We start from the raw sequence: 17,149 nt of genomic DNA, 5'->3' as shown, positions 1-17,149 counted from the left end.
TGTTATTTTGCGATGCTTCTTGAGATCACGATTTTCTGAATTTCAGAAGTTCCTTCGTAGATCTGAGTGATTTTCGCATCTCTCATTAATCTTTCTACGTGGTATTCTTTCACATATCCGTATCCACCGTGGATCTGTACTGCTTCAATAGTAGTATCCATTGCTACCTGAGAAGAGTATAATTTTGCCATAGCTCCACTTTCAGAGATGTCTTTTCCTGCATCTTTTTCACATGCTGCTTTGAAACATAGCATTCTTGCTGCCGTGATCTGCGTCGCCATATCAGCTAATTTGAATGCAATTGCCTGGTGGTTGATGATCTCAGTTTTGAAAGCTTTTCTTGTTTTAGCATATTTCAGTGCCAGTTCGTAAGCACCTGAAGCAATACCTAAAGCCTGAGAAGCAATACCGATTCTTCCTCCGTTCAATACCGCCATAGCAAAGTTGAATCCGAATCCGTCAGCACCAATTCTGTTTTCTTTTGGAACTTTTACATTATTAAAGATCAAAGAGTGAGTATCACTTCCTCTGATTCCCAGTTTGTCTTCTTTTAGTCCGATTTCAAATCCTTCCCATCCTCTTTCTACGATGAAAGCATTGATCCCTTTGTGTTTTTTCTCAGGATCTGTCTGAGCAATTACAATATAATATGTAGCTGTTCCACCATTGGTGATCCAGTTTTTGATTCCATTTAAAAGATAGTAATCTCCTTTGTCTTCAGCAGTTGTTTTCTGAGAAGTTGCATCAGAACCGGCTTCAGGCTCAGATAATGCAAAAGCTCCGATTACCTGTCCGCTCGCCAGTGGAGTAAGATATTTTACTTTCTGTTCTTCAGAAGCAAATTTTTCAAGACCGGCACAAACCAATGAGTTATTTACAGACATTACAACAGCTGCAGAAGCATCCACTTTTGCAATCTCCTCCATTGCCAGCACGTAAGAAACGCTGTCCATACCTGCTCCTCCGTATTTTGGATCTACCATCATTCCTAAAAGACCCATTTCTCCCATTTTCTTCACCTGTTCTGTAGGGAATTTCTGGTCACGGTCTCTTTCAATCACTCCAGGTAATAGTTCGTTTTGTGCAAAATCTCTTGCTGCCTGCTGAATCATCAGCTGTTCTTCCGATAAATTAAAGTCCATAAAAAAAATAATTAGATAGCCGTAAATTTACACTTTTTAAGCAAATCTGAAAAAATAAATTAAAAGCGGGAAAAACGCACAAAAAAAGGGAGTTAAAACAGTTTTTAAGGTTTAAAATGTCAATAAATGATGTGTCGGTTTACTAATTGGGAATACCATGCTATTCAGGAAGAAAAATAAAAACGGCAGGCTGAGGTATACAGGATGTGTATAAGCCACTGCAATCATCCTTTAAAGGCTTTCTGTACCCTTTTTGATTCAATATATTATGGCAAGCATTTAACTAATTTCTAATTATTACATTGATATGTTTCCAATTAAAAAAAATGCTTATATTTAAATTTCTTTATAAATTACGTAAAAAATCATGACGATCAAGAGATTATTCGATATTCCGCACTACGCTTTAGAAAAATATCCTAAAACGGATATGTTTGTAACAAAGTATCAGGGTGAGTGGAAAAAAACTTCTACGCAGGAGTTTATTAATGAGGGAAATAAGATATCCAGAGGGTTACTGAAGCTGGGCATAAAACCGGGTGATAAGATCGCTTTGATTACTACCAATTCCCGTACTGAATGGGCTATTATGGATTTTGGGCTTTCCCAGATCGGAGTCGTTTCTGTACCCGTTTACCCAAGTATTTCACCTGAAGATTATGAATTTATCTTCAACAATGCCGAAATTCAGTACTGCTTTGTTTCTGATAAGGAACTATTGACCAAGGTAATGAAAGTGAAACATAACATCCCAAGTCTACAGGGGATATTTACTTTTGACAACATCAGCGGTGCTGCCAACTGGAGAGAAATCCTTGATCTGGGTAAAGATGAATCTACACAAATTGAAGTAGACGACCTTTCCAATGCCATTAATACAGAAGATCTGGCAACTATTATTTATACTTCCGGAACTACAGGAAGACCTAAAGGAGTAATGCTTACCCATAATAATATTGTTTCAAACGTATTGGGTGCTATTCCAAGAATTCCGAAGAGAAGAGGTTTCGATTATAAGGAGGCCAGAGCATTAAGCTTCCTGCCTATCTGTCATATCTTTGAAAGAATGCTGTTCTATCTTTATCAATACAACGGTTTTTCTCTTTATTTTGCTGAAAGCATCGAAAAAATGGGGGAAAACGTAAAAGAGGTGAAGCCTCATTATATGACCGTAGTTCCAAGACTGGTAGAAAAGGTATATGATAAAATTTACAACACAGGATCTTCTGCCGGAGGATTGAAATCAAAAATATTCTTCTGGGCATTGAACCTGATCAGTAAGAAGAAAGTAATCTCAAAACCATCTGGACTTCAGGAGATTATTGCTGATAAACTTGTATTTTCTAAATGGAGAGAAGGTTTAGGTGGCGAAATCGTGACATTGGTTTCAGGATCAGCGGCATTGTCTACAAGACTTAACTTAATGTTTCAAAATGCGGGAATTCCAATTCTGGAAGGTTATGGTTTAACAGAAACTTCCCCGGTGATTTCCGTCAATAGTTTTGAGAAAATGAAAGTGGGAACAGTAGGTATTCCATTGGATAACTTAAAAGTAAAGATCCAGGAAGATGGTGAAATTACGGTAAAAGGGCCATCTGTTTTCAAAGGGTATTTCCAAAACGAAGAAATGACTAAAGAAGCTTTTACAGAAGATGGATTTTTCAAAACCGGAGATATCGGGCATATTGATAGTGACGGATTTTTACAGATCACAGACCGTAAGAAAGAAATGTTCAAGACATCCGGTGGAAAATACATTGCTCCTCAGACTATTGAGAATTTAGCAAAAGCTTCTAAATTTATAGAACAGATCATGGTAGTAGGTGATGGTGAAAAAATGCCATGTGCTTTGGTACAGCCTGATTTTGAATTTGCAAAAAGCTGGGCGATGAGAAATAACCTAAATTTAGGTTCCACGCCGGAAGAAATTGCAAAAAGCACTGAGTTGAAGCAAAGAATTGAAAAGGAAATTGAAGGGATTAATGAACATCTTGGCAATTGGGAGAAAATCAAGAAGATTGAGCTTACGCCTGAAGTATGGAGCATTGAAAGCGGATTGCTTACTCCAACTTTAAAACTGAAAAGAAAGGCAGTAAAAGAGAAGTTTATTGCTTTGTATAATAAGATGTATGATCATCATGAATAAATAACATCAACCGCTTCATTTTGAGGCGGTTTTTTTATGTTTTTGGCTAAAGCCAATAGGAAGTATTTATTTTTTTAGTTAAACGGGCTAAAGCCCGTTTCTATTGATTCACCACCATTGAATTTTTTAATCCAATTACAACACAACCTTTGTCATTCCGCAGGAATCCATACTATAATCAAAAAGTAGAGTTGAGATTCCTGCGGAATGACAAAGACACCACAAAATACATCATGCTAAAGGCTAAAGCCGTTCCTATTGAGTATACACAAAAAAAAGCTGCTTCATTTCTGAAACAGCTTTTGTATGATGTAAAATCAATAATTAGAACTTAATTACAGATTTCATTCTTTCGTTTTCTTCCATTACCAATTCGTCATCAACAAGGATTTTCCCTGAATGCTCATCAATAATAATTTTCTTTCTTTGAGCAATTTCCATTTGCTTTTGAGGCGGGATTGTAAAGAAAGATCCTTTTGGAGCTCCTCTTTCTAATCCTACTACTGCAAGACCATTGATAGAGTTTGTTCTGATTCTGTTGTAAGAAGCTAATAATCTCTCATCGATTTTACCTGCGAATTCTTTAGACTGCTCTAAAAGATATTCTTCTTCTTTCTGAGTTTCAGAGATAAGACCTTCCAATTCTTCTTTCTTGAATTTCAAGTGGCTTTTCAAATCTTCGATCTTCGTATTCAGTTCACTTAAAGTTTCGTTTTTGTGAGCAATTTTAACTCCGAATTCTTTAATTCTTTTTTCAGCAAGCTGAATTTCCAGATCCTGGAATTCCATTTCCTTTCCTAATGCTTCAAACTCTTTATTGTTTCTTACATTATCCTGCTGAGATTTGTATTTCTCAATTAGAGTTTTTGCATGGTTAATAACTTCATGCTTTGTTTTGATCTGATCTTCTTGTTCTTTGATATCAGCATGAAATTTTTCAGCTCTTTTTTCAAGACCTTCAATCTCAATTTCAAGATCTTCAACTTCAATTGGCAATTCTCCTCTAGTATTTCGGATTTCATCCAATCTTGAATCAATGATCTGTAAATCGTATAAAGCTCTTAATTTTTCTTCAACTGAAATATCGTTGGTTTTTGCCATATTTAAATGAAATAATTTACTGGGTTTGTTTTTTCAATAGATTTTGAAATTGCAAATGTACTAAATTTTTGTGACAAAATTTCAAATAATTGTTGAGTAACAAATTGTTCTGATTCATAATGGCCAATATCGCAAATCAGCATTTTAGACTCAGCTAAAAAATAGTCGTGATATTTAAGATCTCCGGTAAGATAAGCATCACATTTTCTGGAAGCTGCAGATCTTATTCCACTTGCTCCGGAACCGCCCAGAACCCCTACTCTTTTGATTTTTTTATTGTTGAAAGAAGAATGCTTTATGACTTCAAGACCAAACTTTTCTTTTACAAACCCCAGAAAATCTTTTTCATCCATTTCCTCTTCAAGATCTCCATACATTCCCAATCCGGCATGTTGATTTTTATTATCAAGGCTGTATATCTGATGAGCGACTTCTTCGTAAGGATGTGCTGCTTTCATTGCGCTCACAATCTGTCCTTGTTTAAAGCTTTCAAAAATCACGGAAATCATATCTTCATCTGCATTTTCACGAACACCCTGCTGTCCTGAGAACGGATTTGAACCTTCTACCGGCCTGAATGTTCCGTTACCATTTACCGTAAAACTGCATTCGTCATAGAAACCGATATTTCCGGCTCCGGCTGAAAACATAGCCTCTTTTACTTTTTCTGAATATTCTTTCGGAACAAAAACTGTCAGCTGTTTTAGATTATTTTCTTTTGGCTGAAGAATTTTCATATTCTTTAATCCCAACTGTCTGCAAATTCCATAGTTGACTCCAAAGAAATCATTATCAAATGCGGTATGAACGGCATAAATCGCCACTTTATTTTCAATAGCCTTCAAAACAGCTCTTTCCACATAATTTTTTCCTGTTAAAGATTTAAGTCCGGAAAATATAATCGGATGAAAGCATACAATAAGATTGCAGTTTCTTTCAACGGCTTCATCTACCACATTTTCCAGAGCGTCATGACAAACCAGGATCCCGGATACATCACGATCATAAACACCACACAGCAATCCTACATTATCAAAATCTTCTGCCTGTCTGATACTTATTTCCTCTTCAATCTTTGCAATTACAGTTTTTAGCTTCATTAATTTATATTTTACGGTTACAGCGAAGATATTAATTTTACTAAAATTCCAAAGAATATTTCTGCAGCAATAAAAAAACCGGCTTTCATCGGCCGGTTTGAATTTGATATTAAAAAAATAAATAGACTGTTAATCTTTGAAAAGCGATACTCTTGTAAAGGACTCCATTACCACACTACAGTTTATATCGGCTTCCATAAAAAGCTGATAGCCTCTTCCCGGATCAAGACTCGCAGGATCTGCAATAGTATAGAAATAGAATGTAAGAATGTTACCTGCTCCACTTGAACCACTTGGGACTAATTGGATAGAGTTAATCTCAAAACCGGAGTCAGGATTTTTAAATGTGGCTTTTATTGATCCTGATGAATTGGACCCTGGAGTAATTGTAGCAATAGCTCTCCAGACATGTACTTGTCCGTAAATTTCATTTTCTCTCCATTTACCACTAGCTGCAATATAAATATTGGAGGTCACTCCCGGAAATGGAACTGTGGTTTCCGGCCAGCTTGTAGTAGGACTTGCAGCAAAGACCAGCGGTGTGGCATAAAGAACCTGTTGTCTTGGCCCATATCCGCTTCCTGCTGCACTTAAACTGAATGAAGGTTTTACATTTGCGTTTCCAGAATTTATTTTAACGACACCGTCGTTACCAGCCTGAGAAGATGTGGGAACAAAAAGCTGTCTCCAGAGGGTACCATCCCAATACTGGAAGTTATTCGTTGTCGTATTAAAAATAAGTGTTCCTGCAGTAAGGTTAGCATTCACAACACCTGCAGGTGGTACTGTGGAAACGTTATTATCTGCCAGGTATGTGTCCCGGTCAGTATCTGAAAGACGAGGAATGAGAATCCCTTTCTGGTTGGAGACTATATCCAGTACTGCAGCACCATTGGGTGTTGAAGTATTAATCCCAACCTGAGCATCTACAAAACTGTTTATGAAAAACAGAATAAACAAGGTTAAAATTTTTCTCATGATATAAAGCTTTTGTTGGATAAAATTACAAACTTGAATTAATATTATGTTAAAAAATAAATTTTTATATGTCATTTTTTATTCGTATTTTACTTATTATAATGTATTGAAAATCATTAAATTAAGTATCAATAATTCACTTTTTAATGATGAAAAATATTTTAACATTTGCAGGATTCTTTTAACAGTCATATCTTTACCCTATACTCTATAGAAATTATTAACTTCGCTGTGAAATAACCTATATAAATGGAAAGAGAACATAATCTTGTTCCTGAGGACAAACTTTGGAAAAGATTCCTTTACCGGATCATTTATCGCTCCGATACGAAGCTCGGAAAACTGTTCGATATCATCTTATTATCTTTAATTCTTGCAAGTACTGCCATTATTATGATGGAAAGTGTCCCTAAGCTTGATAAAAGGTTTCATTATACCTTCCTGATTCTGGAGTGGGTGATTTCCATTTTCTTCACTATTGAGTATTCTATGCGTATTGCAGTAGTGAAGAATAAACGGAATTATATATTCAGCTTTTTTGGAATTATAGATTTCCTGGCACTTGTCCCTTTTTACCTCAGCTTCTTCTTTCCTATCACTAAATATTTCCTGATTTTCAGAATGCTGAGAATGTTGAGAATCTTCAGGATTTTCAATTTGCTGGATTTTATGAATGACGGCTATCTTATTGTGCGGGCTCTGAAAAACAGTTCGAGAAAGATTTATATTTTCCTTTTATTCCTGATTATATTCTCTGTGATTGTAGGATCACTGATGTTTATGGTGGAAGGCGGACGACAGGGCTTTGAAACCATACCGCAGTCTATCTATTGGGCGGTTGTTACGGTAACTACCGTAGGATATGGTGATGTATCTCCTATTACGCCTTTAGGGAAGTTTTTCGCGGTTGTTCTGATGCTGGCCGGTTATTCCATTATTGCTGTTCCTACCGGTATTGTAACAGCTGAAATGAGAAATAAAAGACAAAATCTGGAAATGGTATGTGAACGCTGTGGCAACGAAGATATTGATGATGATGCCAGATATTGCAAGCAATGTGGCAAGAAATTAGCTTAATATTTGGTATAAGTAAAATTTATTCACCAAATACCACAAAATCATGGAACCAAAAAAGAAAAACAAACCGAATAGCTTAGTGATCATTCTTTTTGCACTGGTGGTGCTGATGATCATCATTTATTTTATATTAGTAATGTTCTTCCCAACTGTTTTTGACCTTATGAACAAGGGTGAGATCCAGCCGGTGCCAAATAAATAACGAGTAATACGTAATGAGCAATTGGCAATGGATAATTCCTGACAATTTATATTATATAACAGTCAAATGACAAAATAAAAAGATGAGTGAAATATTTCGCTCATCTTTTTTGATCTATTCATTTTAAAAGTCAAATATATTCTTCATAAAAAAGACGGATCACTAAGGACCCGTCTCTTTCTTTCTATTTAAATGATAAATTATTTTTTAATAGCTTTGATGGTTTGTTTAGATCCGTCTTTCATTTCTAACGTTACCAAGTAAACGCCCTGCATCAAGTCTCTTAAGTGTATTGTAGATTCAGGGTTTGCAATAGTTTTCACTAATCTTCCTGTAACATCTGTTACGGATACATTTTTCACGTTTTTCACATCAGAAATGTTCAGCACATCCGTAAATGGATTAGGATATACCTTGATACTGTTTTTCGCTGCAGAAACTTCAGATGTTGCCAGATTTGCATTATTAATGCTTATATCATCTACATACAGGTTATATTGGTCTGCATCTGAATAGGCATTAAATCCAAAGTAATACACTCCAGTTGCAGCAACTGTAAATGTTATAGATTCTGTATGAGCCATTTCATCATTGATTGACGGATAATCTGCCACTGAATTAGTCATTGCAGATGCAGCCGGTGAAGTTCCGTAAGCTACTTTTAGCTTTTCAGCATAAGTAGATGAGTTATTCCCGTACTTATAGCTAATAGTATATTGTGTTCCTGCTGTCAGGTTCAATCCCTGGGTAAAGAACCATGCATTGGCAGAATTGGAAGAATTATAATGATATCTTAATACATTGGTAGTAAATCCTTGGCTGTCAGAAGGCGGATCAACTGTTTCCCAATTATTCCCAGATCCCGCATTAACATTCATTGTACAGCCTGGAAGCGCAGGAACAGTAACATTTTCAAAATCTACAGCATAAGGAAGGTTCGCACTTGAGCACAATGTCGTAAATGTAACAGGATCACTCCATATACTTTTGCTGGCTGCACTACACGCAGATCTCACCCATACATGATAAACAGTGGAAGCAGCTAAACCTGGAATATTATAAGTAGTTGCTGTAACTCCTGTAAAATTAGGTGTAGTTGTAGCTGTAGGTGCTGTATTGGTCGTGCTGTAATAAATATCATAACCGCTTGCCGGTACAGGAGTGGCAGCTGTCCATGAAACTGTAGCTCCTCCGGCAGTAATATTTGACATTACTAGCGCATTAGGCTCACTACAAACTGGTGCTACATCTATATTAATATCATCCACGTACAGCTTATTCATATTAGCATCAGAATATGCCTGGAATCCAAAATAATAAACCCCTGTGGCAGCTGGTGTGAAATTCACAAAAGTACTGGTTGCTGCACTGGTAACTACATTCGGGTGGTCTGCCAGCGTATTGGTCATTGCTGCACTTGTAGCTGAAGTTCCGTAAGCTACTTTTAATTTTTCAGCATATACAAATCCTTCTGCATTTGCATATTTATATTTAATTCTGTAGGTAACTCCCGCGGTAAGATTTATTCCGTTAGTGAAAAACCAGGTATCAGCATTATTGGCATAGTCATATGAATATTCAAGAACATTTCCCGTAAATCCTTGAGCATCTAAATCACCTGTCTCCCACATATTTCCTGAACCGTCATTTACTACCGAGGTACAACTTGGAAGATCAGGTGGAGTTATGCTTTCGAAATTCAATGCATATGGTACTCCTACAGAAACGCAGGATGTCATAAATGTTGCCATTTGAGACCATGCACTCTTATTGGAAGTACTGCAAACAGAACGTACCCACACGTGATAAACAGTAGCCGGAGCAAGTGTAGATAAGCTAGCCGTTAAAGATGTACTGGTTCCGGAAGCCACAGTAGCAGCTGCAGGATATGTACTGGAAGTTGAATAGTAATATTCATAACCGCTGCCTGGAGCAGAAGTCGGAGCTGTCCATCCAACCTGAGCTGAATTTGCAGTTACTGCAGATACCGTTAAAGCAGATGGTGCAAAACAAGTCGGAACTGCACCAATTACAACCGTATAATCATGAGCTTCTCCATACCCATCTGTATTACATGGAATAGGGTCACTGGAGAACCGGTCTCCTACTCTCATTCTGTAAGTACCCGGAGTAACAGTAGAAGGAATTGTGATAAGCCCTGAAGTAATATTGTTTGACCCTACAAGAGCACTGCTTGCAGACGCTACAAGTTCCGGAGCTGCATCATCAAAAGTACCGTCGTTGTTAAAATCTATCCAAATACGTACATTCTGATCACTGTAATCATGTTTAACACTAAAATCATAACTCAAACCTGCACTAAGGTTGATTGTCATGGAAGTGTAATCTCCATATGCATCAGTAGAGCAACCTGTATTAGGATGATCAAATCCGGCACCCGGAATTGCAAAGGAATCTATCACATCTCCTCCACTACAACCGCTTGCAAACGCAGGCGTACAGTAAGTCTGTGCAGAGGATAAAAAGCCGGTCATTAATAAACCAACAAGTAAAAAATTTCTCATATAAAAAACAGTTTAGTTACTCAAATCTAGTGAAAATCAACAATAAAAAAAATATTTTTTTAATTATATCACAATGAATTAAACTTTTCCTTTTATAAAAGATAATTCCACTGGTAAAAAGAGAGGCCACTCAAATTGAGCAGCCTCTTTTTCTATTTTTAAGAAACTATTTATTTCTTAATTGCTTTAATCGTTTGTTTAGATCCGTCTTTCATATTCAGTACCACTAAATACATTCCTTGTTTCAGATCTCCAAGATGAAGCGTAGAAGAAGGATTGTCAATAGTTTTCATCAATCTTCCGGAAGAATCCAGAATGGAAACTGATTTTACGTCATGTGGTTTTGCAATATTCAGTACGCTTGTAAATGGATTTGGGTATACTTCTATAGTTTCTTTTTTATCAGTAACTTCAAGAGTACCAAGGCTGGTTACCTTTTCTATAGCAATGGTAAAAACCCCTTCCACTGTATCAGTATAGTAATCCCGATCTCCGATATTTATATAATATACGTTTCCTGCAATAGTTGGCAAATCCATTATAACCGGACTTGAACCAGTAAAATCTACTCTTTTTACACACGTTAAGTTTCCACAATTTCCTTTATAGGCACCAATACCAAAATTAAATGTGCTATTTAAAGGTCTTGAAACTGTAATCTTATGCAGAAAACCATCACCAACGAAGGTAAACCATGTCCCGTCATTCATTGCAGAACTACAAGAATTTATAAATCCGTTATTATTGGTAGTATGCTCAGCATCAACCTGTGTATAAGTATATGGAAAATTTGAAACCGTCAAAGCACCAGTACAGTCATCATTAACAGGAGGCAGCAATGTTCCTACACATATATTGAATTTAACGGCAATACCAACACCTGTACTGTATGCCCTTATATAATAGGTTTCACCCGCAACCAACCCTGAAACATTATTAATATAACTAGAACGATTAACACTTCCGCCACATTTTACACTTGTTAAAGCACTACAGCTACCTTTGAAAACCTCAAATCGTATATCCTGCTGTGTACCACTCACTCCAACATCTATAATATTTTTAAAACTAATTCTGTGGCTGGCTCCTGTTGCTACAAATTTAAACCACACATCATTCTGAACCCCGGTTCCACCACAGGAAGCTGCAGGTAACATCGTTGAAACTGTTGCTCCCAAAGTACTTCCTTCAAGTCCCCCAACACAGGTCAAATCCGGATTAACAGTCAAAGAAACAGCATTTGTACATTCATCATTTACCGGAATCGGTGTCAAATCTTTTGTAATACATAAATCAAAATTGAAACCCGATTGTGGTGTTCCTTGTACATCAAATACTCTGAGATAATAAGTTTCTCCCACCGTAAAACCAGTAACAAGTCCAACAGCCCCTCCTATTCCTACACATACAGGATTAGCACAACTGCCACCAAGCACATTAAAACTTAATCCTCCCAAAGAGTTTGGTTCTCCCACAGCAACTTTATTAATCAATTTAATGATATGCTTGGTATCAGTTGCTATAAATTTATACCACACATCATATCTGGAGAAATTGTCACAAGATACAGCAGACTTCGTTGATGATAAAGTTGTTCCGGAAGTAACATTGATACAATCCATCCCAGAATTCACAGGAACACTTATAGCATTGGTACAATTATCATTGGCTGGCGGTGGTGGCATTGTCCCTACACATATTTCAAATTTATGAGATGAATAACCTGAGCCGCTGAAGACTTTAATATAATAAGTCTCTCCTACAGTAAGGTTATTAATAACAGAAACAGGACATGATACACTTGTCACATAACCACAATCGGATCCGGAGCATAATATACTTGTCAAATTACCACAATCACCTTTTAAAACCTGAAAATAAACATTACCACCTCCTAATGGCACAGAGGTTACGTTCTTTAAATTAACTGTATGAGTAACGGAAGTAGCTGTAAACTTATACCATACGTCACCAGTACTGGTACCACATGATGATGCAGGAGATGATACAGTTGACATCACAGTAGTTCCAGAAGTAAAATCAACACAATTCAGATCTGGATTTACAGGCAGAGTTATAGCATTCATACACTCATCATTGGAGGGTATACCTTGCACTGTTGTAAATTTCTGATTAACACAACCGGAAGACTCTCCTGCCGACCCCACTGCTGTTACTTTAAGATAATAAACTGTACTTGCCAAAAGTGGAGATGATGGAGTAAAGTTTGTTGTCATTACCGATTGCTGATTAACAACATCTGTTCCTCCCGCAGTAGTTCCGACAGAAACTTTATAACTTGTAGCTCCCTGTACAGCAGCCCATGTAAAATTAGGCACAACCGGTACATTCGAAGCATTATTTGCAGGATAACTGATTATTGGACAATCCGGTAACAGATTGGGCAGTAACCCCATAAGGCTGACCACGGGTTTATAAGGTAGAAAATGGCCAATTGGAGGATTTGCAGGGTCCGGATTAACAGTATTACTTTCAGTATAAAGAGCCTGCTCCATAGTATTATATACAAAAAACGGATTATTTGAATTAGAATTAAATCCATTTTCATCTACTGCAACAACTAAGTTTCTTACATTATCATATGGAAAAGGAGTAGAAAATGTCACCTCTGCAACTCCGTTTACATTAGTAACCGTACCTGAATAAACCTGAGTCATTTCCCCAACAGGAATCCACCCGATTTGATAATCTAAAGAGTTTTTTGTAGTGTGTCCTAAATAAATCACCCAATTTGATAAATAAGAGGGATTTGCAGAAGGTGTTAAGTAAAATTTAAGCCCTGTAATATTACCTGCTGCATCAGCATTGATTTCTTGTTTTGTATAAATCTGCTGGGAATAAGAGAAGGCAAAACCACTGTTGACCGGAGCATTACCCGTGTCTGTACTTCCTGCTCCTAATTTGATTTGAGCACTTAATACAATACTTAACATCAGTAAGCATACAAATAAGATTTTCTTCATGTATAAGTTTTTGGTTATTAATACATCTACGAATTTACAATAAATTTAAAACACCTTTTTAAAAAAATTAAAAATAAAAAAACGACAGCTGTTTAGCTGTCGTTTCATGTTATATAATTAATACATTTTATCTTTTGATTGCTTTAATCGTTTGTTTAGATCCGTCTTTCATATTCAGTACCACTAAATACATTCCTTGTTTCAGATCTCCAAGATGAAGCGTAGAAGAAGGATTGTCAATAGTTTTCACTACTCTTCCTGCAGCATCAACTACAGAAGCAGATTTTACTTTAGAAGCATCTGAAATATTCAGAACGTCTACAAATGGATTAGGGTAAGCTTTAATTTCATTGTTTTTCTTTTCAACTTCAGCCGTTGCAAGCCCTGAACATCCTTGCGTAACGGAAATACTATAATTACCAATTCTGGTTGAAGCATATCCTGTAAGCAATACATAATAAGTAGTCCCTGCAACTCCAGTAAATGTTAATGTAGGAGCATTATAAAGAGTATTTGCACAACCAGTATCAGCATATCCTACACCTGAAGTGTTGCTGAAACAAGTAAGTGAACCACAAGAACCTGTATATACTCTTAAGTAAGCATCATATTGTGTACCACAAGCATCAATAGTAATAGGACCGTTTTCAGTAGCTTTTACAGTATACCAAACACCTTTATAAGATGCCGTACTTCCAGAGCTACCGCAAGTTGAAGCAGGAAGTGTTTCATCCCCGGCAAGAGCATTAACACCCTGAGCCGTTCCATTACAAGCCAGAGCAATAGCCGTATCACAAGTATCGTTAGTTACAGGCGAAGGAGTGGTTACAGCAATCTGGAAATTGGATGTTGTAGTTACAGTACTTGATGAAGAGTATACTCTAACATAATATGTTTGTCCTGCTACAAGGTTTTGTAATAATACACTTGAATTTCCATAAGCACCGTCAAAACAAGTCATCGCTGTTAAAGCTCCACATGTTCCAGAATATATCTGTGTACTTGTTGCATTATCAGTATATAAAACATGTACAAGATGTGTAGCACCAGTTGCAGTAAATGAATACCAAACATCATCATTGATACCGGATGCACTACATGTAGGTGCTGTAACTCCTGAACTCTGAGTAGCACTCACGGTAGAACCATTCACAGCATTCAGGAAAGCGTCTGTACTGCTCACAGAAAGAGATGCAGCATTTGCACAATCGTCATTTGCAGGTGGTGGCGGAGGTGTACCAATACAAATATTGAAGCTATTGGCATATAGTGTACTACCGTTTGTATTGGAGTTATACACTCTCACATAGTAAGTCTGACCTGGAGTAAGACCTGTAAGTGGTGTATTCACTGCAGTACCACATTTAATACTTGTCAAAGTACCACAAGCCCCACTGAATACCTGAGTATACAGACTCGTAGATGTAGAAGTTCCAACCGCAGTAACGTTTGAAAGCAATACTACATGATCTGTACCTGTAGCTGTAAATTTATACCAAACATCATCATCAGCAGTTCCTGTACATGGGCTTACTGCCAATCCTGAATTAGTAGCACTTAAAGTTGTTCCAGATACCGGTGAAGCACACGTCAGAGTTGGGCTCACAGATAAAGAAACAGCAGCAGAACACTCATCATTAGCAGGAGCTGCAGGAAGTGTTCCCATACAGATATCAAAAGAGTTTGCATAGAAACTTGCCCCTGAATTAGAATCATAAGTATATACTCTTACATAATACGTCTGACCTGGAGTAAGACCTGTTAAGTTTGTAAAGTTTGTATTTGAGCTGATACATGTAGTACTTACCAAAGCTCCGCAAGCACCACTGAATACCTGAGCATACAAAGATGTTGTAGAAACATTTCCTACAGAAACTATATTTTTAAGCTGGAAAGTATGACCTGTTGACGTTGCAGTAAATTTATACCAAACATCATCGTCAGCTGTTCCTGAACAAGAACCCAGAGCAACTCCTGAACTTGTTCCTCCCAATGTTGTTCCTGCTGTAATACTAGTACAGCTCATATCAGGATTAATAGTAATATTTACTGCATTTGCACAGTCGTCATTAGCTGGCGGTGCCGGTGGTGTACTTACACAGATATTGAAACTTGCATTAGCAGTAACAGTAGATGAATACGTGTATACTCTGATATAATAAGTCTGACCTGGAGTAAGACCGGTAACGATATTCGTATCAGGATCAGAACACAGCATACTTGTCATAGTACCACAGCTTCCTGACAATACCTGGAAATACATATCTGAAATCCCTGTTGTAGTTCCTGTAGAAGTTACATTAGAGAGCGCTACAACATGGCTTGCTGCTGTTGCGGTAAATTTATACCAAACATCATCATTTGGAGCTCCACTACAAGTACCTGCAGCCATAGATTCTGTAGCTCCCAATGTATTACCAGGAGTTGTAGCAGTACAAGTCAAAGAAGGATTTACTGTTAAATTTACAGCACCAGAACAATTATCATTTGCCGGAGGCGCTATAGTAGTGGTGAAATTTCTTTCAGTACATCCTGTTGATACAACACTGCCGTTATAAGCTGTAATAGTATAATAATACTGCGTTGTAGGGTTCAGCTGCTGTGCAGGAGTAAGGGTATAAGTAGTAACATTACCCATATTAAAATTACTCAAAACATTGGATGAACCAGCAGATGTCCCGATGCTTAGGTTGTATCCCAGCGCTCCACTCACTGCAGGCCATGAGAAAGTAGTTAACACAGGTAAACCAACCTGAGCAGCTGTAGGCGCACTCACAGACGGACATCCCAAAGTAGCCATTGTAGTGAAAGATCTTTCTGTACATGCAGGAGAAACTCCTGTAGAGTTGACAGCATATACTGTATAATAATATTGAGTATCGAAGCTCAAAGAATTCGTTAAAGTATAAGAAGTTACATTTCCTACATCCTGCATGTTCATCACATTGGTTGCTCCCGGTGTAGTTCCAATGCTGATCTTATATGATGTAGCAGAGCCTGCAACAGCCCAGCTAATGGTAGGCAATACAGAAATGCCTGTTGCCGCAGCCGCAGGTGCAGACACAACTGGACAAGCCGGAATTCCCGGAGTAAGTCCTAGCAGATTTGTAACAGATTTCGTTGTTGTTCTTGATCCTGTTGGTGGTGAAGCCGGATCCGGATTGGTTGTATCACTTCTATAATACAAAGTCGAATTGGAAGCCCCTGTAAAAGTATAAAATTTGTTTGAAGTTGCCGTGTAATCTGCAGTATTCTCATCAACAGCAACAACCAGGTTATCCGTATTGTTATAAGCAAAAGGTGTGGTAAAGTTTACAGTCACTTCACCTCCGGAAGCACTTACTGTTCCTGAAAACACCTGAGACAGGCCAGATACAGGAATCCAGTCTGTAGTACTGGAAAAAGATGTTTTAGTAGTATGACCTACATATACCACCCAATCTACTGATTTTGTAATATCAGCATTATTCGGTAAATAAAACTTCATTCCGGTAATATTACCTGCAGCGTTGGCGTTAATTTCACTTTTAGTAAAAATCTGCTGCGTGTAGTTGTATCCGTAGTTGACATCAATAGGAACATACCCGCCCTGGGTAGTCCCGCTTCCCAGCATTATCTGGGCATTGGTAATGGAAGCTATTAAAAATAGACTTAATAGTAATAATTTCTTCATAAATAGTAATAATAAAAGTTAGGGCGATAAATGTATAAATATTATTTTAAATATTAAAAATTATCATAAAATTTTAATAATAAACAGCCAATTACCCTTACAAAATCAAATAAAATCAAACGTTTATTTAATTTAAATATTTATTTCGCAATTTGTTGAAAAATAAATAAAATACTAATAATCAAACAATTAACATAGTATATCATTAAAATAGACTGTAG

General features: G+C 37.1%; 10 protein-coding genes. 3 read left to right on the top strand and 7 right to left on the bottom strand.

Going from position 1 to position 17,149, the window contains the following annotated elements; all coding sequences use genetic code 11:
* Positions 1-2 precede the first annotated feature (2 nt).
* Positions 3-1,142: an acyl-CoA dehydrogenase gene (locus DYR29_RS21965; protein WP_213278534.1), complete on the bottom strand. Its 1,140-nt coding sequence runs from the start codon at positions 1,140-1,142 to the stop codon at positions 3-5.
* Positions 1,143-1,509: 367 nt separating this feature from the next.
* Here DYR29_RS21965 and DYR29_RS21960 point away from each other — a divergent pair, with 367 nt between their 5' ends.
* Positions 1,510-3,288: an AMP-dependent synthetase/ligase gene (locus DYR29_RS21960; RefSeq protein ID WP_213278533.1), complete on the top strand. Its 1,779-nt coding sequence runs from the start codon at positions 1,510-1,512 to the stop codon at positions 3,286-3,288.
* 324 nt (positions 3,289-3,612) lie between these two features.
* Here the strand turns inward: DYR29_RS21960 and DYR29_RS21955 are convergent, their stop codons facing one another.
* The 3 genes from DYR29_RS21955 to DYR29_RS21945 form a co-directional block, all read right to left on the bottom strand.
* A complete protein-coding gene (locus DYR29_RS21955) occupies positions 3,613-4,389 on the bottom strand; it encodes a zinc ribbon domain-containing protein (RefSeq protein ID WP_142719378.1) in 777 nt (258 codons plus the stop codon).
* A 2-nt stretch (positions 4,390-4,391) separates the two neighbouring features.
* Positions 4,392-5,489 carry a Nif3-like dinuclear metal center hexameric protein gene (locus tag DYR29_RS21950; RefSeq protein WP_213278532.1) on the bottom strand — a complete coding sequence of 366 codons (1,098 nt, stop codon included), beginning with the start codon at positions 5,487-5,489 and terminating at the stop codon, positions 4,392-4,394.
* Positions 5,490-5,618: 129 nt separating this feature from the next.
* The gene (locus DYR29_RS21945) at positions 5,619-6,467 is read right to left on the bottom strand and encodes a hypothetical protein (RefSeq protein WP_249413565.1); all 849 of its coding nucleotides are present in this window, start codon (positions 6,465-6,467) and stop codon (positions 5,619-5,621) included.
* Positions 6,468-6,716: 249 nt separating this feature from the next.
* On the opposite strand from DYR29_RS21945, the gene DYR29_RS21940 reads away from it, so the two are divergent.
* Positions 6,717-7,544: an ion transporter gene (locus tag DYR29_RS21940; protein ID WP_142719381.1), complete on the top strand. Its 828-nt coding sequence runs from the start codon at positions 6,717-6,719 to the stop codon at positions 7,542-7,544.
* Between the two features lie 43 nt (positions 7,545-7,587).
* Positions 7,588-7,746 (top strand): hypothetical protein, encoded by a 159-nt coding sequence (locus DYR29_RS21935; protein ID WP_167498900.1) that lies wholly within the window; start codon positions 7,588-7,590, stop codon positions 7,744-7,746.
* Between the two features lie 200 nt (positions 7,747-7,946).
* Here the strand turns inward: DYR29_RS21935 and DYR29_RS21930 are convergent, their stop codons facing one another.
* From DYR29_RS21930 to DYR29_RS21920, 3 genes are all read right to left on the bottom strand, one after another.
* On the bottom strand, positions 7,947-10,271 hold the full coding sequence (locus tag DYR29_RS21930) for a fibronectin type III domain-containing protein (RefSeq protein WP_213278530.1): 2,325 nt from the start codon (positions 10,269-10,271) through the stop codon (positions 7,947-7,949).
* Positions 10,272-10,441: 170 nt separating this feature from the next.
* Positions 10,442-13,255, bottom strand: coding sequence for a T9SS type A sorting domain-containing protein (locus tag DYR29_RS21925; RefSeq protein WP_213278529.1), 2,814 nt, complete (start codon positions 13,253-13,255; stop codon positions 10,442-10,444).
* Positions 13,256-13,382: 127 nt separating this feature from the next.
* Entirely contained in the window at positions 13,383-16,928 is a 3,546-nt protein-coding gene (locus tag DYR29_RS21920) for a T9SS type A sorting domain-containing protein (RefSeq protein WP_213278528.1), read from the bottom strand.
* Positions 16,929-17,149: the final 221 nt, after the last annotated feature.

This window comes from Chryseobacterium indologenes (assembly GCF_018362995.1).
GTDB lineage: Bacteria > Bacteroidota > Bacteroidia > Flavobacteriales > Weeksellaceae > Chryseobacterium > Chryseobacterium indologenes_G.
This window is presented reverse-complemented; position numbering and strand designations above follow the sequence as displayed.